A 20,752-nucleotide genomic window follows, 5' to 3' on the forward strand; every position below is an offset into this window, starting at 1 on the left:
TATAGGAAAACAAGCAAGGTTTACTTGCGTTTTCTTGCAATCAAGTGAATCGGCGTTCCTTCAAAGACAAAGGCCTTGCGGATTTGATTTTCCAAGAAACGCAAGTAAGAGAAGTGCATGAGTTCTTCTTCATTGACAAAGATGACAAAGGTTGGTGGCTTGGTTGCCACTTGAGTCGCGTAGAAGATTTTGAGGCGTTTCCCTTTGTCTGTCGGTGTTGGATTGATAGCAATGGCATCCATGATAACATCGTTCAAGACAGCTGAAGGGATACGTGTGTTTTGACTTTCGCTGATTTGCTTGATCATCTCAGGCAGTTTATGGAGACGTTGCTTGGTAAGAGCCGACACAAAGACAATCGGTGCGTAAGGCAGATATTGGAACTGCTCACGGATATCCTCTTCCCATTTCTTCATGGTGTGGTTGTCTTTTTCAAGTGTATCCCACTTGTTGACCACGATAATCATCCCTTTACCGGCTTCGTGGGCAAAACCTGCGATACGCTTGTCGTACTCACGAATACCTTCTTCGGCATTGAGGACCATCAAAACCACGTCAGAACGGTCAATGGCACGCATGGCACGCATGACAGAGTATTTCTCCGTATTTTCGTAGACTTTACCTGACTTACGCATACCAGCTGTATCAATCATGGTGAACTCTTGTCCATCAGCATCTGTAAAATGGGTATCAATGGCGTCACGCGTTGTTCCAGCTACTGGACTAGCAATCACGCGGTCTTCTCCCAAAATAGCGTTAATCAAACTTGATTTTCCAACGTTAGGACGGCCAATCAAGCTAAATTTAATCACGTCTGGATTTTCTTCTTCGACTTCGTGTGGTAGATTCTCCACAATAGCATCCAGTACATCACCCGTACCAATACCGTGGACAGACGAAATTGGCAGTGGTTCACCTAATCCTAGCGCATAGAAATCAAAAATATCATTTCGCATTTCTGGGTTGTCAACCTTGTTAACCGCTAGGATAACAGGTTTATGGGTTTTATAGAGTTTGCGGGCCACGTATTCATCCGCATCCGTAATTCCTTCTTTCCCAGACACCACAAAGACGATGACATCGGCTTCTTCCATTGCAATTTCTGCCTGGTGCTTGATTTGTTCCATGAAGGGAGCATCGACGTCGTCAATCCCTCCAGTATCAATCATACTAAAGGAACGATTGAGCCACTCACCCGTCGCATAGATACGGTCACGTGTCACACCCTCGACATCTTCTACGATTGAGATCCGCTCACCAGCGATCCGATTAAATAGGGTTGATTTCCCAACATTGGGACGTCCCACAATGGCAATAGTTGGTAAGGCCATGTTTTCTCACTTTCTACAATAACTTTTTCTGTTCTAGATTCTTCCGAGTTGAACTAGGTTCGGCTTGACCAAACTGCTCTGCCAAACGTTGACTCCAAGAGGTCGTCGCACGCGCACCAGCATAGTCTGCCTGTACTTTGTCATAGTCCAAAATCGCCGCTACTGGCTGTTCTTGGTATTCTTCTTCAAATACCACTTGGTTCAAAGGCAGTCTTGGTTTGACATCATGTTGTTGATTTGGCACACCAAGGGCAATCCCAAAAACAGGGTAGGTATAGTCAGGCAGGTTAAAAAGCGCTGCCACTTCTTCTGACTTGTAACGGACCAAACGGATGATAACACCACCATATCCCAGACTCTCTGCTGCAAGCAAGGTATTTTGCCCCGCAAGCGCAGCGTCCACAGACGTGATAAGGAGACCTTCCACTCCTTGAGGTTGGAAACTGTCCGTATGAAGGCTTGCTCCCTTTTCAGCTCGGTTCAAGTCACCGACAAAAAGCAAAAAGGCTGCTGACTGGCGAATGGCTTCCTGGGGAACTAATTCATAAAGAGCATCTTTCTTCTCTTGACTGCGCACAAGAATCACAGAGTAGGATTGGAAATTTTTCCAAGATGACGCCATTTGAGCAGCTGTCAAGATTTCATTTAAGTGTTCTTGAGAAATCTCTTGCTCCTTAAAGCGACGAACTGAAGTATGAGCTTTCATCAGTTTAATGGTTTCTGTCATCGGCGATTTTCTCCTTCTAGTCTTGTCTCCTCAGCCAAATAACGGATTCGTTCCATAACCCGTCTAGCTTCCCAAGTCTCATCATTTCCATTCTTTCCTTTGGCAAAATGTTTTTCCAAATCTTGGAAATTAAAGTTGGAAGTAAAGAAGGTCGGCAAATCTTCCTGCATGCGGTACTGAAGAATGACTTGGAGAATCTCATCACGCACCCAAGGAGTCGACTGCTCTGCACCAATATCATCCAAGACCAGAACTTCAGCTAACTTAATGTCATCCACCAAAGTCTTCACAGATCCTTCACCGATGGCATTTTTCACATCAATGACAAAACTTGGATAATGGAGAATAGTTGTTGAGGCCCCACGTTTTTCAGATAGGTCGTGAGCTAAGGCTGCCATCATGAAACTCTTTCCAACACCAAAATCTCCGTAAAGATAGAGGCCTTTTCGGATACTTGGGTAAAGGTCAACAAAGGAATAGAGTCTCTCAAAAATCGGCAACCGTCCTAGATCATCCAGGTCAATCTGAGCCAACTTCGCTTTCTTGAGACTTGCTGGTAGATTGATCAACTTAAGACGATTCTTAATTGCAGCCTCTTTTTCTGCCGCGATTAGTTCTGGTGTTTCTTCATAAGACACATCCGCATAACCGTGATTCATGACCAAGATAGGCTTGTAGCCACGCGCTATATAGTCCGCATCCCCACGAAGAAACTTGTCCCGTTCTGTGATATATTGGTTGAACTTGGAGATGCTACGATTTAACTCCTCTTGGCTGAGGGATTCTTTCTGGATAAAAGCCGCTACATCTGGGTCTTTCATGATCTGCTGGACTAGGTCCTGATACTGAAAACGACTTGTCTGACGTTTGATAACGTCACCAACACTTTCCATCTAGTCTCCTCCTTCTTCTAATCGGGCTAACATTTCTTGTTTTTTGCGTTCTAGTTCCAGACGAGTTTCCTCACTGGTTTGATTCTTGTATTCTGGATTACTCCACTTGGGAACATTTGTCTTAGTTGAGCTAGTTTTTGATTTTTGGTCTTCTTGGCCTTTTTGCTGACGCTCTCGAATCCGAAGCACAGCCTCTTCTGCTGTCCGAATTTTTTGATAAGCATAGTCATTTGCGACCTTCATGGCATATTTTTCATTGACATTTGCCGAATCAACCTTGTTAAAGGTTAGAAGCAAGACGATATTGATGACTTCATCCAACAAACCTAAAGACGCCATCTGGTGAAGGAGTTCTCTTTCACTTTGGGTGATGCTCCCCTTACGCGTTTGCTTGATTTCCGCTAAAAATTGTAGGGGATTTTTATTTTTGGCTTCCCTGATAATGGTCATTTCTTTGGGGCTAAAGTCAGAAGAAACCTGCTTTTGTGCTATCTTTTCACGCATGCGTTTGACTGAAATAACCTGAGCCACCGCTGTCGCCTTGGCTAATTGATAGATTTCAAACCAGGTCCATTTTTTTTCATCTGCGATAGCAAATAATTCTAACACATCCGCCTGCTCGTCTTCAAAACGCAAGCCATCTCGAGCCATCAGGCGCTGAAAATGTTCCAAGTCAAAATCATTTTTTAACTTGCTTTTTGACTCGATTGGTATCACTTCTTCAGTCAGGTTTGGAAAAACTTGACTCAAAGAAACAGAGAGTGCTTCTCCCTCACTTGGAGCCTGTTTCATAGCAGAAACAGCTGTATCCCCAATCTTTCTCTCTAATAATCTGCTATAGACAGAATGACTTAAAAATTCCTGACTTGAAAGGGGAGAATGAAGCTGCAATTCATAGGTTTCTCCCTTTTGATAAAGAGTCAACAAGTCCACAGCAGATAAGATTTTAAAAGACTGGAGAAGCGTATTCATCCCGAAATTCAAATGATTAAGAATGTTGGCAAAAAGGTGTTCCTTTTGTCCACCATCCCAAAAGGTAATGGCATATAGATAGAGGCTCAGCGCCTCCTGACCGATAATCGGGAGGTAGCACTGCACCAGGGAAGAGGTATCTTGCGACACCCGATTATTCTTTAGAAAAGAAAAACGGTCATTTGGCTTCATCTATTTTTCCTTTTTCTTCTTAGAGGACTGGGTGATCTGCTGGAGCAGACTCTCCAACTCACTCACATCCTTAAAGCTACGATAAACACTGGCAAAACGAACATAGGTAATCTCATCAAGCTCTGCCAATTCTTCCATGACTAAGGCTCCAATGTATTCACTTTGAATCTCGTTCTCACTGCGACTACGGAGTTTTTGCTCGATACGATTGACCACCATGTTGATTTCATCACTCGAAACAGGGCGCTTCTGGGCTGAGCGGATAATCCCATTAAAGATTTTATCTCTTGAAAACTGTTCTCGTGTACCGTCTTTTTTGACGACAACCAGCGTTCGCTCTTCTACTCGTTCATAGGTTGTAAAACGATGCTGACACTCGTCGCACTCACGTCTTCGGCGGATGGTATTTCCTTCTTCGGCTTGTCGACTATCAACAACACTAGACTTGGTAGCCCCACATTTTGGACAACGCATGCATTTCCCTCCTTGTCGTTTTCTTTTCATTATACCATTTTTTAAGCAATTCCCAAAACAATTCTTATTTTTACTTGACAAGTTTTTTGTTTTATTGTATTATCCAATTAGAACAATAAAAAGGAAAGGAGACTATGATGTCCTGGTCATTTGATAATACAAAACCCATTTATTTGCAGATTATGGAAAAAATCAAATTACAGATTGTTTCCCATGAACTGGAGCCCAACCAACAGCTCCCTACCGTAAGAGAACTAGCGAGCGAAGTTGGGGTCAATCCCAATACCATTCAGCGCGCCCTGTCTGACCTTGAGCGTGAAGGGTTAGTCCACAGCAAACGTACAACAGGACGTTTTGTGACAGAAAATCGGGACCTAATTGTCCAAACCCGTAAGCAACTATCCGAGGAACAACTACATGATTTTGTAACTGGAATGCTTCAATTTGGTTATAAAAAAGAAGAGCTGCCTTCTGTGTTAAACAGCTATATCAAAGGAGTTTAAGACTATGACACTACTAACATTTGAAAATGTATCAAAATCTTATGGAGCTACATCAGCCCTTGACAATATTTCTCTTGAGATTCCCGCGGGAAAAATTGTTGGGCTCCTTGGTCCGAACGGATCTGGAAAAACAACCTTAATCAAGATGATCAACGGACTTCTTCAACCAGACCAAGGACGTGTCCTTATTAACAACATGGATCCTAGTCCTGCTACCAAGGCCATTGTCTCCTATCTGCCAGATACGACTTATCTGAATGAACAAATGAAGGTTAAGGAAGCTCTAGCTTACTTTAAAACCTTCTATCAAGATTTCAATCTTGAGCGAGCTCAGAAACTCCTCCGAGACCTCGAAATCAGCGAAGACAGCCGTCTCAAGCAGTTATCAAAAGGAAATAAAGAAAAGGTTCAACTCATCCTCGTTATGAGTCGAGAAGCTCGTCTCTACGTGCTCGACGAACCGATTGGTGGTGTGGATCCGGCTGCCCGTGACTATATTTTAAATACTATCATCAATAACTACTCTTCAACCTCAAGCGTCTTGATTTCAACCCATTTGATTTCAGATATTGAATCCGTACTAGATGAAATCATTTTCCTGAAAAATGGAAAAGTCGTCCGCCAAGGGAATGTGGACGATGTTCGTTATGAGTCAGGCGAGTCAATTGACCAGCTCTTCCGCCAAGAGTTCAAGGCTTAGTTAAAGGAGATTATTATGTTTTGGAATCTAGTTCGTTATGAATTTAAAAATGTTAACAAATGGTATTTGGCGCTCTATGGAGCTGTACTTGCCATTTCTGTACTGATAAGTATGTCCATCACTAGCATTAGTCATACCTATAATAGTTATAGCAATAATTCACCTTATCTATTGATACTTCTGCTGTTGGCTTTTGGAGGGCTCAGCGTTACTCTTTGGATTGCAACTATCTTCTTAATCATCCGAAGATTTAAGGGAAGTGTCTATGACCGTCAGGGCTATCTGACATTGACTCTTCCTGTCTCTGAGCACCAGATTATCTCGGCTAAACTGCTGGGTGGTCTAATCTGGTCAATATTGAGTTATATTGTATTTATCTTAAGTGTTCTTATCATCTTCTCTCTCACTCCTGTAGTGAAAGAAATCCCAACCCTCTATCGTCTTATGTCTCCTTATCTCGGTTACGGTTGGCTTTACGGACTCTCTCTTCTTACAGGTTCAGCCACTTGGATTTTATCTATCTATCTTTCAATTTCAATCGGCCAACTTTTCAATGAATACCGCACAGCCCTCGCTGTTTTAGCCTACATTGTGATTTCTATCGTCGTTTCTTATATAGGATTCTTCTTCAAGGTCGATGATCAGATTGACACGCTCATGATTACAAACTTCCTGAAAAACTTAGTTCTAGGAATCATTTACTATCTCGGTACCTACTATATCTTAAAAAACAAGGTTAACTTGCAATAAAAAATGCCCAGCTAGAAAGCTGGGTTTTTCTTTAACTCAATATCAAACTGGCTACAATGGGACTGACAAAGACATAGAGAATACCGGTGACACCGATAGCTAAACCACCCATGGCGCCGGCTACAGAGCCGTATCGAAAGGCCGTTCCCGTTCCGACAGCGTGTCCCGTTCCTCCAAGGGAAAGGCCTACAGCTACTGGATCATCTATTTTCAACCACTTCAAAAGTGTTGGCCCGATAACACTGGTTAAAATCCCAGTCGCCACTACGACGACCAAGGTTACAGTTGTTAAACCTTGCAATTTTTCTGTGATTCCCACTGCCATGGCGGTTGTCACTGACTTGGGAAAAAGAGAAATAGCTAGGAAAAAGTCCATGCCAAATATTTTCGCTACTATAGCAGTGAAGCTAGTATTGACAACTACTGCTAGCAGACTACCAAAGAGAATACTGCGAGCATGGTGCTTCATCAGATGAAAGCTCTTATAAAGCGGAATTCCTAGGGCCACTGTCGATGGGACTATCAAGTTGTTCAGATAAACCCCACCTTGGTAATAATCTTGATAAGAAATACCCGTCGCCTTAAGGAAAATAATGATAAAAATAGCTGACAAAAGCAAGGGCGTTGTCAATGGATGGGGAAAACGTCTGTAAATCAACATCCCCAATAGATAAGCTAGGATAGACAGGGCAAGCCCAAACAGAGGATTGGATACAAATTCACTCATTTGGCATCTCCTTTCTCATAATCTCCCTCAAATCGTCTCTTGATAAACTGAACCACTAGAGCGATGAGGATAATGTTGATGACAGCCGCAAAAAAGACAATCAAGACGATGGGCAAAAGATAAGGGGCAATCACATCAAACTTTTCCATGATTCCAACTGCTGGCGGCAAAAAGAGAATGGTCATATTGGCCAGCAAGAAATTTCCGACCATATTGACATGTCTGGTCCTCAGCCACTTGAATTGCAGGGCTAGAAAAAGAATAATCAAACCGATAATACTGCCTGGGATTGGCAGATGTAAGAAACTAGAGATTCCCTCACCGATTAGAGAAATCACAAAGAGAATCATTAATTGAACATATAACTTCATCTCAAACTCCTTGAAATAGAATTCTTGCATACCAGTTTACTCTTTTTTCAGAAAATTTCAAGGAAATATCGAAATTTTTCTTTCTTGCAAGGATTAGTTAAAAGTAGTATAATCATTGCATGCGCAATCATCTTGTGTTACAAAGCCAGTCAGTAATGACTTTGTAATTTTAACTTTGAAAAGAAAGGAGAAAGCAATGACCTATTTGGAAAAATGGTTTGACTACAACCGTCGTCAAAAGGAAATAGAAGCCTTGTTGGAAGAAACCATTGCCCAGCAGAGTGAACAAAGGTTGACCTTAAAAGAGTTTTATCTACTCTACTATCTGGATCTAGCTGATGAAAAATCCTTACGACAGATTGATTTACCCGATAAACTCCATCTTAGTCCGAGCGCTGTTTCTCGAATGGTAGCTCGACTAGAAGAAAAAAACTGCGGTTTACTTAGTCGCAGATGTTGCGATCAGGATAGACGAGCTAGTTTTATCTGCCTGACTGACGAAGGACAAACAACCCTAGCTTATCTACAAAAGGCCGTCGAAGAAAGACTGGAGACGAGTCTTGACTTCATTTCTTAATCAGATTTTTAAAAAAGTTGCGTGCGCAATCATTTTTCTTGACATTCCTCTTTTCAAGGAGTACAATAAAGTCAAGATCGAATAAAGGAGTTTTATATGATCGAAATTACCTATCTAGACGCCAGCAAGCAAGAGAGAACCATGACTTTCGAGTCTTATGAAGACTTTGAACGTTCTCAACAAGCTTGCCTTATCGGTGTCGCAGACTATTATCCAGTTCAAAAATTAACCTATAATGGGCATGATTTGGACTACCATGGGACTTATGGAGATGTCTTCTTCTATCTCATGAAACAAGATTTAAGCCAATATAACTAAAAAAGGAGAAATACAATGGCAAAAGCAATTACAGATGCAACATTTGAACAAGAAACAAAAGACGGTTTGGTCTTGGTAGACTTCTGGGCAACTTGGTGTGGTCCATGTCGTATGCAAGGACCGATTTTGGATAAATTGTCTGAAGAACTTTCAGAAGATGTCTTGAAAATCGTCAAAATGGACGTTGATGAAAATCCAAACACAGCTCGTGCCTTTGGAATCATGTCTATCCCAACTCTTCTCTTCAAAAAAGACGGCCAAGTGGTGAAACAAGTTGCGGGTGTTCATACTGCGGAACAAATCAAGGCCATCGTTGCTGAATTGAGCTAATCACGAAACACTCCCATTCAAAAAGGGAGTGCTTTTTTGTTTGCATAGAAAAAGCCCTGTTCCTCAAATTGGGGAGCAAGGCTCTTTTTGCTTATTATTCTTCTGTTCCAAGGAAGTTTTTAGCAACAAGTGCTGCAAGAACGCCACCAACGATTGGTGCAAGAATGAAAATCCATACTTGTTGAAGGGCTGCGCCACCTACCAATACAGCAGGCGCCAAGCTACGAGCTGGGTTTACTGAAAGTCCAGTGATGTTCAATCCCACAAGAATCATTGCTGTCAATGATAAACCAATCACTAAACCAGCAATCGCACCATTTCCTTTACTTGCTGAAGTCACGGTCATGATCACTAAAACAAACAAGAAAGTTGCGATGACTTCAAACAGGAAACCACCAAAGATAGTTACACCGTTTGCCAAGGCATTTTCACCAAGACTAGCAGTTGACATGCCTGAGTTTACCAAGAGGAAGAAGACTGCAGCTGACGCAAGGAAAGCTCCAACTACTTGTCCAAGGATGTAGTTTACAAGCTCAGAAGATGACAAACGTTTGTTTACAAACATAGCGATCGAAACAGCTGGGTTCAAGTGAGCGCCTGAAACAGTTCCGATTGAGAAAGCTGCTACCACGATTGCCAAACCAAAGGCAAGAGCAATTCCAAGGTGTCCAAGGCCATCAAGACCATTTCCAAAAACAACAGCTCCTGTTCCGATGAACACAAGCATGAAAGTACCGATTAATTCAGCAACAAATTTTTTCATGATAAGTCTCCTTTTTCAAAACTATGTACCAGTTTACCAAAACAAATGAGCGGATTCAAGAAAAATGACTTGAAAATTTTTGTTGAGGCTTCATTTGAATCCTGTTATACAATAGAGTCATTTATTTGAAACATTTTTTTCAAAGGTGTATACTATTAGTATAGCGTTGATAGGGGTTTCAAGAATCGTTATCGAGGCTCATTTGTAAACCTTTGCTATTCTTTTATAGAACATTTGAACGGTATCGCTGATACCAAGGAGGAATCATATGTCTAAAGTTGCTATTGTCACAGGTGCAGGTCAAGGGATTGGTTTTGCAATTGCAAAACGTTTGGTCCAAGATGGCTTTAAAGTAGGAGTCTTAGACTACAATCCAGAAACAGCTGAAAAAGCTGTTGCCGAATTATCAGCTGAAAATGCTTTTGCTGTCGTAGCAGATGTCTCAAAACAAGCAGAAGTTGCCCAAGCATTTCAAAAGGTTGTTGACCATTTTGGTGATTTGAATGTTGTAGTAAATAACGCTGGTGTCGCCCCAACTACTCCTCTTGATACGATTACAGAAGAACAATTTACACGTACATTCAGTATTAACGTCGGTGGGGTGATTTGGGGTTCCCAAGCTGCTCAAGCTCAATTTAAATCACTTGGTCACGGTGGTAAAATTATCAACGCAACCTCTCAAGCAGGTGTTGTCGGAAATCCTAACCTGACAGTTTATGGTGGTACAAAATTTGCTGTTCGTGGAATTACACAAACATTGGCACGAGATTTGGCAGACTCAGGTATTACTGTCAATGCCTACGCACCAGGTATCGTAAAAACCCCAATGATGTACGATATTGCTCACCAAGTTGGGAAAAATGCTGGAAAAGATGACGAATGGGGAATGCAGACATTCGCAAAAGATATTACCTTGAAACGTCTATCTGAACCAGAAGATGTGGCTGCAGCGGTCAGCTTCCTTGCTGGACCAGATTCAAACTACATCACAGGTCAAACCATTATCGTTGATGGTGGTATGCAATTCCATTAAGATACATAAAAAGAGGTTGGGATAAATATCCAACCTCTTTTACTATCTGCACCATTTCGATTTCAATACTTTTTCAAAACGATTAGCTAATCTATTAGAAGAACTCCCCATACCGTAACCCTATAAAATTTAATAGTGAAAAGATTGAATGATTTTTTTCAAGTCATCTTGTAAAAGATTATGACAATCTAGTTGAAGGTAAATTTCCAGCAAACAAGATCTGAAATTGGAAAATTTATGGAAATCATTTACTTCTTTCAAGGGAAATTCGACTGTTTGCAGCCAAGCAGTGAGGAGAGACGGTTCGATTTTCCCTCGTAAGATTGGTTCATAAAACGCTCTGGCTAACCGCCAATCTTCATCATTTGTAAAACGAATCTCAACTCCTTTAAAGATTTTCCCAATGATTTCAAATGCTTCGGCTATATCTGACTTTGGAAAGCTAGGATGGCATATAACTTCCGTCAAAAGATCAGCCCCATGCGCAAAAGCGTGAATCCAACCATACTGATAAAAGTAGCCCGTCGTCTCTTTTTCCTTCGTAAGATAGTACAATCCTTGATTTAACATGGCAGCCCTGATAGGAGAAGGCAACTGCTGGTAATAAAGTGATTCCTTAGTACCATCGCAGGACAGTAGATTGGCATAAATAAGTGCCCTAAAAGAACGTTTAAGAGCCGAAACTCCTCTACTATCAATCTCTTTGTATAGACCTTCATCAGAGGAGACCTCTTCTGAGATAAACTGAAACTGCTCAAGGGTAAACAACTCTTCTTGAATACCTCTAGCCAAACTCGTAAAAACAAGTTCGTCTCTAATTTCTGGAGAGGGATCTCCTAAATGCTCAAGCAACCACTGGATTTCTTCTCGGCTATAGCTTGGTTTTTCTTCTATCACTTTTCTTTGTAATTCTTGATACATCCCTAGTACCTCTGCATTTCTACTAGCTTATCAAAAAGTCATCCGAAGATGACTTTGAATAGGAATATTTGGAAAAATTGAAAAGGAACATGGCATGGTTAAAGCACTATTTTTTCTTTTTCGGAGTTAAATCTTCAAAAGATGTACTATTTTTACTAATAGTCTCGCTAATTGCTTTTTGTCCCAAACCATTAATTGAGCTATCCATTTGAGCTGCTAAAGTCGTTACAGCAGTCTTATTTGTCATAGCAAGAATCCCTATCTCCTCTTCGTACTTATCTACGATATCTTTTCTACCTGATTTTATAGGAGGAGCACAAAAGGCTTTGATAGTTGCTCTTTCTAATGTTTTTTTGATTTCTCGTCTGGCTGATTCTGACATGGAGCCAATCAAAGCATCTATGACTAAATCCACTAGCATTTCTTCTGCTCCCTTTCTAACTCATATAAGTCTTTTCTTTGACTATAACTCTCTTCTAACTCTTTTTCTAAGCGAGAGCGCTCTTTTCGGTACTGAGTCTGCAACTCTTCATCTTTTGCCTCTATTTTAGCATACTGACGAAGATACTCACTACTCGTCTCACTTGAATAAGATTCTAATAACATCAGAAATTGGTGGCGCTCTCTCTCATCTCCAGAATTCTGTCTATCAAAATTATGAGCAATGTTTTCAAACTCCTCATATAATCTTGTCAACTGAGAGCGATTATGATCCAAACTTTCATAAGACTCTGCTATTTTCTTCTTAGCAGTTCTATAGTCATCCTCCAAGGACCAAAGTCCCTCTTCTTGCTTTTTTATTTTCACTTGGATTTCTTCTAGTTTGTCCATTGATTAATATCCCTTGCCAAGCTTTCGTCTCCTTCAACCGCCTGTTCAACACCTTTCTGAATGTTGGTTTCCAAATCCGTAAAGGCTTTTACAATCGCAGCTGATTTACTTACTTTTTCATCAAAATGTCTCTGAGTCTCACCCACAATACTATCATACGTTACCCCAGCATCTGCATAGGCATCCTCTATCTCATCATAAGTCAACTCGGTTACAAACCAGGGAATTCCTTACTTTTATCGTAGAGTGTTTCAGCATCTGTAACTGCTTTTTTAGCCACTGCCTCAATCTCGCTGTGTCCGTTACTGACGCTCTCTGTCATTACCGTCGCAACAGCTGTTGCTTGGACGCTGTCCAAGAAGAACATCTCATGGCTACTTATACTACCATCTGATAAAAATTGGGTACTCAACTGCTTTAGAAGTCCATTTTTGACACCTTGCAATTTCTTCAAGGTCTCATAGTTCTTCTTTTCAAGTCCAGTCATTTTCTCTGGACTCTGTTTTTCCAAAATATCCTTGATTTGGTTAATTTGATTTTATCACCCGTAATATCTGGGTCAATATTGTGCCCACCAGAATTTTCAAGCAGATAATTTTCTTCCAAGTAGACACCCAAAAAAGGCATTGAGATATTGTTAAGAAAGTCATCTTGAGTACGGATTCGTACCACTTGACCTGTGAATATCTTTCGTTTATTGAGAATCTTCTCACGAGCTGAATCCCAAGGAGTCAGATAATCTATAATTTTTTGGTCCCCCATAATAGTTGATTTTAGATATAGGGGAGCAGAATTGTTGACCACTGTTCGTGACACATTATACTCCAATGCTACACGCTGAGCAATATTTCCTCCCAATGAATGTCCCGTCAAAGTTATATTATTACCGTACTTTGATTGAATTCGTTCATAGAATTTAAATGCTTCATCATAATGATATCCTCTTGCAAACCCAATACTCGAGATATCAGTTTTAAAATCCGTAGAAAAGTCAACACTAGGATTCGTTCCAGTGTATGCAATAATAATCTCCCCACTATTTTTATCTAAAAAGGCTGTCCCACTAGTTCCAGTTAGTGCATCTCTGAAATCATCTAGATATTCTAGATTATCAGGTATAGCCTTCCTTCTTTGCGCATCTTTCACTCGCTCTTGTGCAGAAATATCCGGAAATGCAAGTTCTGGACGTTCAGCTCTTCCTTTTTCAAACTCATAGGTAAGATTAGAAGCATCTAAAGTTGGAATACCACTATTCACAAATTCTTCATCTAGCATTATTTCCTTTTAATTTGATACCGTTTCTCTAAATGTATAAATACTATCGTAGTTGACAGTTACTGAATAATAGTAATAATCGTCGTTTCGGTATGAGCTTCCAAAACCTAATGTTGCTTGTTCATTTTCATCTTTTTTAAAATACTGATTGATAGTTTGATTCCGAACCAAATAATCAATATCAAATGCACCATTATTGCCATTATAACTTTTGGATTTCATAGATAAAGAAGATAGAAAAGACTGATTAATCGTTAACTTTTGAAATAAGAATCCATCAAAAGGCCATAATTCTTTCGCTTTCCCCTCATCGGAAAAGATAAATTTCCCATCTATATAATCCACCCTTATTGTTTCTTCTGGCTTTTCAGTAATATCATCAGAAGCCCGTGTCTTAGTTAGCACTCCAGAAATTGTTTGGTTACTACTATCTCCTTGTAAAGTTATCTCGATAATATAGGTTCCACGTTTTATATATACTTGATTTACCTTGAACCCTTCCGGAAATTGTTTAAACAAGTCAAATAGATTCTCGGTTGGATAGACACGACTAACCTCAGAGACTTTGTTCTCAATCCATTCTCGACTATTCTTATTTTCTCCACATCCTGCCAGACCCGTCATTATCAATCCTCCTAAAAGTAACATTGTGAAAAACGCACGTTTTTTCATAACCTTCTCCTTACTTATAATATTCAATAAAACAGCTGACCATAGTTCCCTTATAATATACCATAAAAGTAGCTTTTAAAACTGAATTCATTAAACTAGATATAATTTATTCCTTACTCCACACTGGTGTATAGTAAAAAATCAAATAAAAATTCTTTTCTACTTATCGTTCAAAAACATTAAAGTCTTTCAAATATTTCTCCAAAACTGCTTTGGACAAACTGAATTCTTCCATCATACCTTTTACTAGTCAATCGTACAAAAAAATGAAGAGAATGGTATAATAGAGAAACACAATATACGTTATTGTGAAAGGAGACTACAATGAGAAAAAAGTTTAGAGTTTATTTTTTAACTACTGCTACAATTTTAGCATTCGCCCTTATTGGCTGTTCATCAAATTCCTCAACTACGGCTACTAATCACTCTGAGGACTCACAAAGAACTGAATCCTCGATCTATCACAAGAAAGATGTGACTGGCCCTGCCGCTTCATTTGACTGGAATGCCAAAGTTGCACCTACCAACTATGAGAGAACCTTTGTTGAAACAAACAGTGGCAGTAAATTTAATAAAACTTTAGATCGCACTAAAGAGGCAGCTGAAAATCTCGAGAAAAAGAAAAAAGAAATTTCTGATCCTAAAGTTCAAACAGCCCTCAAATTAGTGGATGCCGTCTTTGTCAATCAAGAAAATCTTGACCTAGTTGTGAAAGCAGCTGGCGCAAGCAATCAAGAAGAGTTATTTGATAAAGTTTGGAACGAATATTTAGTCCCTGAGTTAACTAAAGCCCGTCCGAATTTTTCAAATGATACCATCTTTGAGTATAAGAGAGAAAAATATCCTCTCAAAATTTATGCACCAATGTTTTTCAAGGTCAACACCAATGCATTAGGAAAAGCAGGCGCCTATACTCTTGAAGATTATAAGGTAGAAGGCGACTTGGTCTATTTGAAATTTATGTCCCCAGCTGTAGATACTTACCAATATGAGGTCAAAGCATCCTATCACACTAACAATCTCGAATTCTTCCAAGGACTGGTGGAAGAGCAACAAAAGGTTGGTCAGACCGACTATGCTAAAGCCCTAAATATTCGGTTCGTTTTTCAATTAGCTGCGCTTGATTTTAAAGCTGACAACTATGTAGACTTAGAGGGAATGGATTATTTTGATCGAAACCCTCATTACCTCGCCATAAAAGTGAATAATAACGGAGATGCTAGCCTTGATAATAAGAATCTCACCAATCTTTTACAAATTAGCATGAAAGCTTCAAACGAAGTCAATAAAGGAAAGTTTGAATAAGTCTTCAATGCAGAAAAAATCACCTCAAACAGGTGATTTTTGTGTATTCATCTTGTCATTAAAATGGCTTAAATCCGTCCTTTACTCTCCCAACTCAGCACTATAGGCGATAATCTGATCAACCGTATCAGACAAGAATTGGATGGTATCACGGAGCGGTTTGTCCGTTGAGATATCGGCTCCGATAATCATGGCTGACTCAAGCGGTGTCTTGCTACCACCTGATTTAAGGAAATTGAGCCAGTCTTCAGCTCCAGTTTCTGAATGTTTCAGATTAAGGTAACCTGCAGTCGAGATAACTAGTCCAGCTGAGTAGGTATAACTATACAAGCCCATGTAATAGTGAGCTTGTCGCATCCAAGTCAAGGCCGCATCGTCGTCGATTTCAATGGCATCTCCCCAGAAATCCGTCAGAACTTCCTTCATAATGCTGTTGAGTTTGCTTGCCCCAAAGGTCTCTCCTTCTTCAATCAGTGTATACACCTTACGCTGGAAGGCTGCTTCCAAGAGATGGGTAATGAAATTATGGAAGTAAGTATCTGTCAAGCGATGGGCAAGGGCAAAGCGTTTTTGGCGCGGGTCATCAGACTGGTGTTCCAAATAATCACTGAGGAGCAACTCATTAAAGGTTGACGGTGCTTCGACATAGTAGGTCGACATATGAGCGTTAAAGTAACTTTGGTGATTATCTGAAAAGATAAATTGACCAGAATGCCCGATTTCATGAATCAAGGTATAGACATCGCTCAAACGACCAGTCCAGCTCATGAGGACATAAGGGTGCACGCGATACGGATCCGCCGCATATCCACCAGAATCCTTGCCACTATTGGCAGCAAAGTCTACCCAGCGCTCTTCTTGGTAGCGGGCGATTTCTTGAGTATATTCCTGTCCCAAAGGTTCTACTGACTTCATGACCAAATCATAGGCATCGTCAATGGTCACTTCAGGATTCAGGGCGCTGTCCAAGTCCAATTTCCAGTCTGCAAAGGTCATCTTTTCAAGACCATTGACCTTGGCAACATGCTTGAGGTATCTCTGAGCAACTGGCGCAAAATCCTTCATGATGAGGTCAATCTGGCGGTCAAACATGGCACGGTCAACTTCTTGCTCAGCTAGGAGATAATCAAAGACTGAGTCATAACCCTTCATATCAGCCAATAGTTTTTCAGACTTGACCTGAGCTAAATAGGCTGCCGTGGCAGTATTTTGGTGCTTACGGAGTCCCTCTGAGAAAGAACGGAAAGATTTCTCACGAACCTCAGCGTCCTCGTGATTTTGGTAGAAATTCTCATAGGTAACAAAGCTGTTTTTGTAGGTTTTGCCATTGACTTCAAAGTCGGCCATTTCAAAGTCCCCAGCTCGCATCTTAGTGTAAATGTCCTGTGGACTGTAGAAAACTTCACCGAGATTGGTCAAGGCCTTCTCCACATCAGCCCCTAGGTAGTGGGCTTTTTTGATTTTGGCCTGACGAATGGCTGCTGTCAAATGTGGCAAGTCACCCAAACGATTCAAGACTTCCTCATCTGCTGCCACCAAGGCGTCGTCAAAGAAGGTCAAGGCTACACTGGCATCTGTTTCAAATTCCATCCCAGCTTGAGCAATGTTGGCAAATTCTTCATTGCTATAGTCTGTCGTCTGAGGCATAAAGGCATAATTGCCAATATGGCTCATCTGGATATAAATTTGTTCCAATTCCGCAAAGGCCTTCTCAAAATCTTCAAAAGTATGAAGATTACCCTTGTAGTCACGGCTAAATTGATTGATGTCTTCGCGCGTTTTCTCGATTGCACGCAAGAAATCCTCACGGTCTTGGTATAGGGCTGTTAAGTCCCAAAGTTCCTTTTCTGGAAATTCTGAACGGTGTTTTTGTTCCATTTTCTTCCTCTTATTTCTCTAATTCTAATAAAACACTAAGGGCTGATAAGGCGTAAAGTGGTGCTGTTTCTGCTCGCAAAATACGAGGACCTAGGCCTGCAAAGACGGCTCCTTTAGCTTCAAAAGACTCAACTTCTGCAGGTGAGAGCCCGCCTTCTGGGCCAAAGATAAAGAGCAATTTAGCTCCTTTTTCAAGACCAGAGACTGCTTGCAGAAGCGCAGCAGCTTCTCCTTCTTTTGCTGATTCTTCATAGGCCACTACGATAGAGTCAAGCTGTTCTAGTTGGTCTAGAAAGTCAGCTTTTTTCTCAAAAAGCTTGATACTTGGAACAACATTACGCTTGCTTTGTTCTGCTGCTCCAAGGGCAATTTTTTCTAGTTTTTCAATCTTTTTACACAATTTCTTGCCATCCCACTTGGCAACTGACCAGTCGGCAGGGAAGGCCCAGATTTGACTAGCGCCTAGTTCCGTCACTTTTTGAGTGATAAACTCCAGCTTGTCTCCCTTGGGAAATCCTGATGCGATGGTTACTTGAACGGGCAGTTCCACATTGTCAGCTAATTCTTGAACCAATTCAAACTGACGATTTTCCACATTCAGCACGCGCGCCAAGCGCTTGATACCATCATCAAAGACCAAGGTCACCTCATCATCTTCTTTCAAGCGCATGACCTGAAACATATGCTTGCTGGTTTCCTTATCCTCAATAGTGACAGGAGAGACTGCACTGCCCTTGACAAAATACTGCTGCATGCTAGCCTCCAATCACACCTGAAATATCCTTAGTCTTCTTAAAGACACAGGCATTCCATTCCCCTTGAATCATGTGGGTTTCAAGGAAAAATCCAGCTGACTCAGCTGACTCGCGCACCATATCCCACTTGTCCTTGATAATGCCACTCATGATGAGGTAGCCTTCATCCTTGACCAAACGATAAGCATCGTCCGTCAAATGAATGAGAATATCCGCTAAGATATTAGCCACGATGACATCTGCCTCAATCTCAACCCCCTTAAGCAAATCTCCTGCCGCTACATGGATATTTTCCATACCAGGGTTGAGCTCAATATTTTCCTGAGCCACCCGAACCGCCACATCATCCAAGTCATAGGCGAAGATTTCCTTAGCACCCAGAAGCGAGCTAGCAATGGAGAGGACACCTGAACCAGTTCCCACATCTAAAACCGTTTCGCCACCACGAAGAACCTGCTCCAAGGCAAAAAGGCTCATCTTGGTCGTAGGATGCGTTCCAGTTCCAAAGGCCATACCAGGATCCAGCTTGATAATCTTTTCTCCCGCAGTCACCTCATAGTCCGTCCAAGACGGCACAATGGTCAAATCATGAGTGATGCGAGCTGGCTCATAATATTTCTTCCAGTTGTCTGCCCAGTCTTCCTCAGCCAAGTCAGTCGTGCCCATCTTGACCTCTCCTAGATCCATAAAATCGGTCAATTCTGCTAGACGAGCCTGCAAATCCGCCTCAACCACTGCCACATCAACCGTATCAGGGTAGTAGGCTGTCACCACGATCTCTTCTTGTTGCTCAACCTCTGGGAAAATCTCGCCAAAACGGTCGACATTCCCCACATAGTCCATACTGTCTTCAATCGCAACACCTTGCGCTCCCAGCTCAATCAAGAGATTAGAGACCAGCTCCTCTCCCTCACGCTTCACTGTAACTTTTAACTCTTGCCATGTTTCCATTTTGTACTGTGCTTACCTTTCCATCAGGTTAAAAATAGTCTTTCCAATAACAACAATAAGATTATCTCTTAATTTCTTCTCTAACTCTAAATCAATACCACTATTCTGTATGAATTTATCTTCTACCTTTCTGTATAAACGTTTCACCCTAGTGGGGTTCCCTGGATCGAAATTTGGTACATAATGATAAATTATGACAGGAACAGAACTACTGATTGATCGTTCAGCGATTTGACTCCAGATATACCTATCAGTCTCTCCCAAAGAAACCCCATAGAGAATAATAATATCAGAGTTTTTTATAATATCACTATTTTTAACATCCATATTTTCTCTATAGTTTTTCAAAACTAAACTTTTTATTAGAGATTCCTTTTGTTCTTCTTCTAAACTATTTGAAATTTGTGTTTCATCACTAACCCCTAAAACCGTGCAGACATCCACCGTCCCATGTGCATGAATTGGTGGCTCAATATAAAAATTATAAAGATTAGCTCGTAATTGATTCCTGAATGATTTTGCTGACTCATTATATAATTTATCGATAACATTTGTGTAATTAAGAGTTAATATATTCACAATATCGTGTTGATATAGATTTTCATTATATTTTTTATTGATAGCAGGTTGATTAATTACAGGGAGAGAGGTTATCATATCATCTAGAGTGCTTATAAAGTCAATTGCATTACCTTTCTCAAGATTTTTTTCTTGTTGTATGCGTAGATGTTCTCTTAAATCATCAACTACTTCACTAAAATCATCTATAAACTTCTCCTTCATTTCTATACTTGAGAAGATGAGGTCGTTATCTTTTGTCAATTTACCAATTGACAATTCAAAATCTGACCAATTTTCATAATCATTTACTTTATCAGAAAATAGAGACTCATAAATGAAATTTGAATATCCTTCTTTCTTTTTCCTTTCCATATAAACTTTATGTTGAAAATCATAGAAATCCTTGTATTTTGTTTTTAAACCATATTGTAAATCTAAACCATTTCCGACGATATAAGTGATATTCATATCTTTAAATTCTGCTCCCTCTAATAATTTCTCTATTTTTCAAATCATTTACTTTTATTAATATAATCCCTCACTCTATCCTGCAACTGGGGTACAACCTTATCTGAGTCAAGAAATTCGTCAATACTCATCAGTTTGTAACTCTGTCCTTCGTCACCAAATACAATCTTATCAAATTGTTCCTGAGCCAACTTGCCAACTAGAAAGACTGACTCCTTCCCCTCAAAAAGCATACTGGGATAAACCTTTCTCCAAAGCAGACAATCTTTAGTCAGACGAATCCCCAGTTCCTCAAAAACTTCACGCGCTGCGCACTCAAAAGGACTTTCATCCCCTTCACGCCCACCACCTGGTAGTTCCCACATATTGGGCCATGGGATGTTTTCCTTGTCATCACGTAAGATAGTTAAGAGCTTATCACCACAAAAGAGGGCAATTTTGCAACCTGTGAAATCAGAAATTTCTATTTCCATG

General features: G+C 40.5%; 25 protein-coding genes and 1 pseudogene. 8 read left to right on the forward strand and 18 right to left on the reverse strand.

Features of this window, described 5'->3' with window-relative positions:
• Positions 1-20 precede the first annotated feature (20 nt).
• Genes der through nrdR form a run of 5 tightly spaced genes read right to left on the reverse strand, consistent with a single transcriptional unit; the run spans position 21 to position 4,589 of the window.
• Complete coding sequence (der, locus tag K1I97_RS01050) at positions 21-1,331, reverse strand: ribosome biogenesis GTPase Der (RefSeq protein ID WP_001207684.1); 1,311 nt, start codon at positions 1,329-1,331, stop codon at positions 21-23.
• 13 nt (positions 1,332-1,344) lie between these two features.
• On the reverse strand, positions 1,345-2,058 hold the full coding sequence (locus K1I97_RS01055; RefSeq protein WP_223331010.1) for an NADPH-dependent oxidoreductase: 714 nt from the start codon (positions 2,056-2,058) through the stop codon (positions 1,345-1,347).
• Complete coding sequence (gene dnaI, locus K1I97_RS01060) at positions 2,055-2,951, reverse strand: primosomal protein DnaI (protein WP_007521157.1); 897 nt, start codon at positions 2,949-2,951, stop codon at positions 2,055-2,057. The genes K1I97_RS01055 and dnaI overlap by 4 nt, the downstream gene beginning before the upstream one ends.
• A complete protein-coding gene (locus tag K1I97_RS01065; RefSeq protein WP_223331009.1) occupies positions 2,952-4,115 on the reverse strand; it encodes a DnaD domain protein in 1,164 nt (387 codons plus the stop codon).
• Entirely contained in the window at positions 4,116-4,589 is a 474-nt protein-coding gene (nrdR, locus tag K1I97_RS01070; protein ID WP_001203677.1) for a transcriptional regulator NrdR, read from the reverse strand.
• Between the two features lie 137 nt (positions 4,590-4,726).
• Here nrdR and K1I97_RS01075 point away from each other — a divergent pair, with 137 nt between their 5' ends.
• From K1I97_RS01075 to K1I97_RS01085, 3 genes are read left to right on the forward strand one after another with little or no spacing between them, the layout of a single operon-like run.
• Entirely contained in the window at positions 4,727-5,092 is a 366-nt protein-coding gene (locus K1I97_RS01075) for a GntR family transcriptional regulator (RefSeq protein WP_223331008.1), read from the forward strand.
• Positions 5,093-5,096: 4 nt separating this feature from the next.
• Entirely contained in the window at positions 5,097-5,792 is a 696-nt protein-coding gene (locus K1I97_RS01080) for an ABC transporter ATP-binding protein (protein ID WP_223331007.1), read from the forward strand.
• A gap of 15 nt (positions 5,793-5,807) precedes the next feature.
• Positions 5,808-6,542, forward strand: a complete 735-nt coding sequence (locus K1I97_RS01085; RefSeq protein WP_223331006.1) for a hypothetical protein — start codon at positions 5,808-5,810, stop codon at positions 6,540-6,542.
• Positions 6,543-6,573: 31 nt separating this feature from the next.
• Here the strand turns inward: K1I97_RS01085 and K1I97_RS01090 are convergent, their stop codons facing one another.
• The gene (locus tag K1I97_RS01090; protein ID WP_223331005.1) at positions 6,574-7,269 is read right to left on the reverse strand and encodes an LrgB family protein; all 696 of its coding nucleotides are present in this window, start codon (positions 7,267-7,269) and stop codon (positions 6,574-6,576) included.
• Positions 7,266-7,640, reverse strand: coding sequence for a CidA/LrgA family protein (locus tag K1I97_RS01095; protein ID WP_061415609.1), 375 nt, complete (start codon positions 7,638-7,640; stop codon positions 7,266-7,268). The genes K1I97_RS01090 and K1I97_RS01095 overlap by 4 nt, the downstream gene beginning before the upstream one ends.
• A 196-nt stretch (positions 7,641-7,836) precedes the next feature.
• Between K1I97_RS01095 and K1I97_RS01100 the strand changes: the two genes are divergently transcribed.
• The 3 genes from K1I97_RS01100 to trxA all read left to right on the forward strand — a co-directional run bounded on the left by K1I97_RS01100 (position 7,837) and on the right by trxA (position 8,865).
• Positions 7,837-8,217 (forward strand): MarR family winged helix-turn-helix transcriptional regulator, encoded by a 381-nt coding sequence (locus tag K1I97_RS01100; RefSeq protein WP_143989374.1) that lies wholly within the window; start codon positions 7,837-7,839, stop codon positions 8,215-8,217.
• A 96-nt stretch (positions 8,218-8,313) separates the two neighbouring features.
• Positions 8,314-8,535, forward strand: coding sequence for a DUF4649 family protein (locus tag K1I97_RS01105; RefSeq protein ID WP_009730461.1), 222 nt, complete (start codon positions 8,314-8,316; stop codon positions 8,533-8,535).
• Between the two features lie 15 nt (positions 8,536-8,550).
• On the forward strand, positions 8,551-8,865 hold the full coding sequence (gene trxA / locus K1I97_RS01110) for a thioredoxin (protein WP_001029581.1): 315 nt from the start codon (positions 8,551-8,553) through the stop codon (positions 8,863-8,865).
• Between the two features lie 94 nt (positions 8,866-8,959).
• Here the strand turns inward: trxA and K1I97_RS01115 are convergent, their stop codons facing one another.
• Positions 8,960-9,628 carry an MIP/aquaporin family protein gene (locus tag K1I97_RS01115; protein ID WP_223331004.1) on the reverse strand — a complete coding sequence of 223 codons (669 nt, stop codon included), beginning with the start codon at positions 9,626-9,628 and terminating at the stop codon, positions 8,960-8,962.
• A gap of 268 nt (positions 9,629-9,896) precedes the next feature.
• On the opposite strand from K1I97_RS01115, the gene K1I97_RS01120 reads away from it, so the two are divergent.
• On the forward strand, positions 9,897-10,661 hold the full coding sequence (locus K1I97_RS01120) for a (S)-acetoin forming diacetyl reductase (RefSeq protein ID WP_223331003.1): 765 nt from the start codon (positions 9,897-9,899) through the stop codon (positions 10,659-10,661).
• Positions 10,662-10,790: 129 nt separating this feature from the next.
• Here K1I97_RS01120 and K1I97_RS01125 read toward each other — a convergent pair whose 3' ends face one another.
• From K1I97_RS01125 to K1I97_RS01155, 5 genes and pseudogenes are all read right to left on the reverse strand, one after another.
• Positions 10,791-11,582 carry a DUF2785 domain-containing protein gene (locus tag K1I97_RS01125; RefSeq protein WP_223331002.1) on the reverse strand — a complete coding sequence of 264 codons (792 nt, stop codon included), beginning with the start codon at positions 11,580-11,582 and terminating at the stop codon, positions 10,791-10,793.
• Between the two features lie 106 nt (positions 11,583-11,688).
• Entirely contained in the window at positions 11,689-12,003 is a 315-nt protein-coding gene (locus K1I97_RS01130) for a hypothetical protein (RefSeq protein ID WP_223331001.1), read from the reverse strand.
• Positions 11,997-12,413, reverse strand: coding sequence for a hypothetical protein (locus tag K1I97_RS01135; RefSeq protein ID WP_223331000.1), 417 nt, complete (start codon positions 12,411-12,413; stop codon positions 11,997-11,999). Before K1I97_RS01135 ends, K1I97_RS01130 begins: the two co-directional genes overlap by 7 nt.
• Positions 12,401-13,688 (reverse strand): annotated as a pseudogene (locus tag K1I97_RS10280) (Mbeg1-like protein). The gene K1I97_RS01135 and the pseudogene K1I97_RS10280 overlap by 13 nt, the downstream one beginning before the upstream one ends.
• Before the next feature lie 9 nt (positions 13,689-13,697).
• Positions 13,698-14,360 (reverse strand): hypothetical protein, encoded by a 663-nt coding sequence (locus K1I97_RS01155; protein ID WP_223330996.1) that lies wholly within the window; start codon positions 14,358-14,360, stop codon positions 13,698-13,700.
• Positions 14,361-14,684: 324 nt separating this feature from the next.
• Between K1I97_RS01155 and K1I97_RS01160 the strand changes: the two genes are divergently transcribed.
• Positions 14,685-15,665 carry a hypothetical protein gene (locus tag K1I97_RS01160; RefSeq protein ID WP_223330995.1) on the forward strand — a complete coding sequence of 327 codons (981 nt, stop codon included), beginning with the start codon at positions 14,685-14,687 and terminating at the stop codon, positions 15,663-15,665.
• Positions 15,666-15,746: 81 nt separating this feature from the next.
• On the opposite strand, the gene pepF is transcribed toward K1I97_RS01160, so the two are convergent.
• The 5 genes from pepF to K1I97_RS01185 are packed head-to-tail and all read right to left on the reverse strand — an operon-like array spanning position 15,747 to position 20,751.
• Positions 15,747-17,543: an oligoendopeptidase F gene (gene pepF, locus K1I97_RS01165; RefSeq protein ID WP_223330994.1), complete on the reverse strand. Its 1,797-nt coding sequence runs from the start codon at positions 17,541-17,543 to the stop codon at positions 15,747-15,749.
• A 10-nt stretch (positions 17,544-17,553) separates the two neighbouring features.
• Positions 17,554-18,297, reverse strand: a complete 744-nt coding sequence (locus K1I97_RS01170; protein ID WP_223330993.1) for a 16S rRNA (uracil(1498)-N(3))-methyltransferase — start codon at positions 18,295-18,297, stop codon at positions 17,554-17,556.
• 1 nt (position 18,298) lies between these two features.
• Positions 18,299-19,249: a 50S ribosomal protein L11 methyltransferase gene (gene prmA / locus K1I97_RS01175; protein WP_223330992.1), complete on the reverse strand. Its 951-nt coding sequence runs from the start codon at positions 19,247-19,249 to the stop codon at positions 18,299-18,301.
• Between the two features lie 12 nt (positions 19,250-19,261).
• On the reverse strand, positions 19,262-20,278 hold the full coding sequence (locus K1I97_RS01180; RefSeq protein ID WP_223330991.1) for an AbiH family protein: 1,017 nt from the start codon (positions 20,276-20,278) through the stop codon (positions 19,262-19,264).
• A 44-nt stretch (positions 20,279-20,322) separates the two neighbouring features.
• Positions 20,323-20,751 carry an NUDIX hydrolase gene (locus tag K1I97_RS01185; protein WP_223330990.1) on the reverse strand — a complete coding sequence of 143 codons (429 nt, stop codon included), beginning with the start codon at positions 20,749-20,751 and terminating at the stop codon, positions 20,323-20,325.
• Between the last annotated feature and the right edge of the window lies 1 nt (position 20,752).

The sequence above is a fragment of the Streptococcus oralis genome (assembly GCF_019929345.1).
GTDB lineage: Bacteria > Bacillota > Bacilli > Lactobacillales > Streptococcaceae > Streptococcus.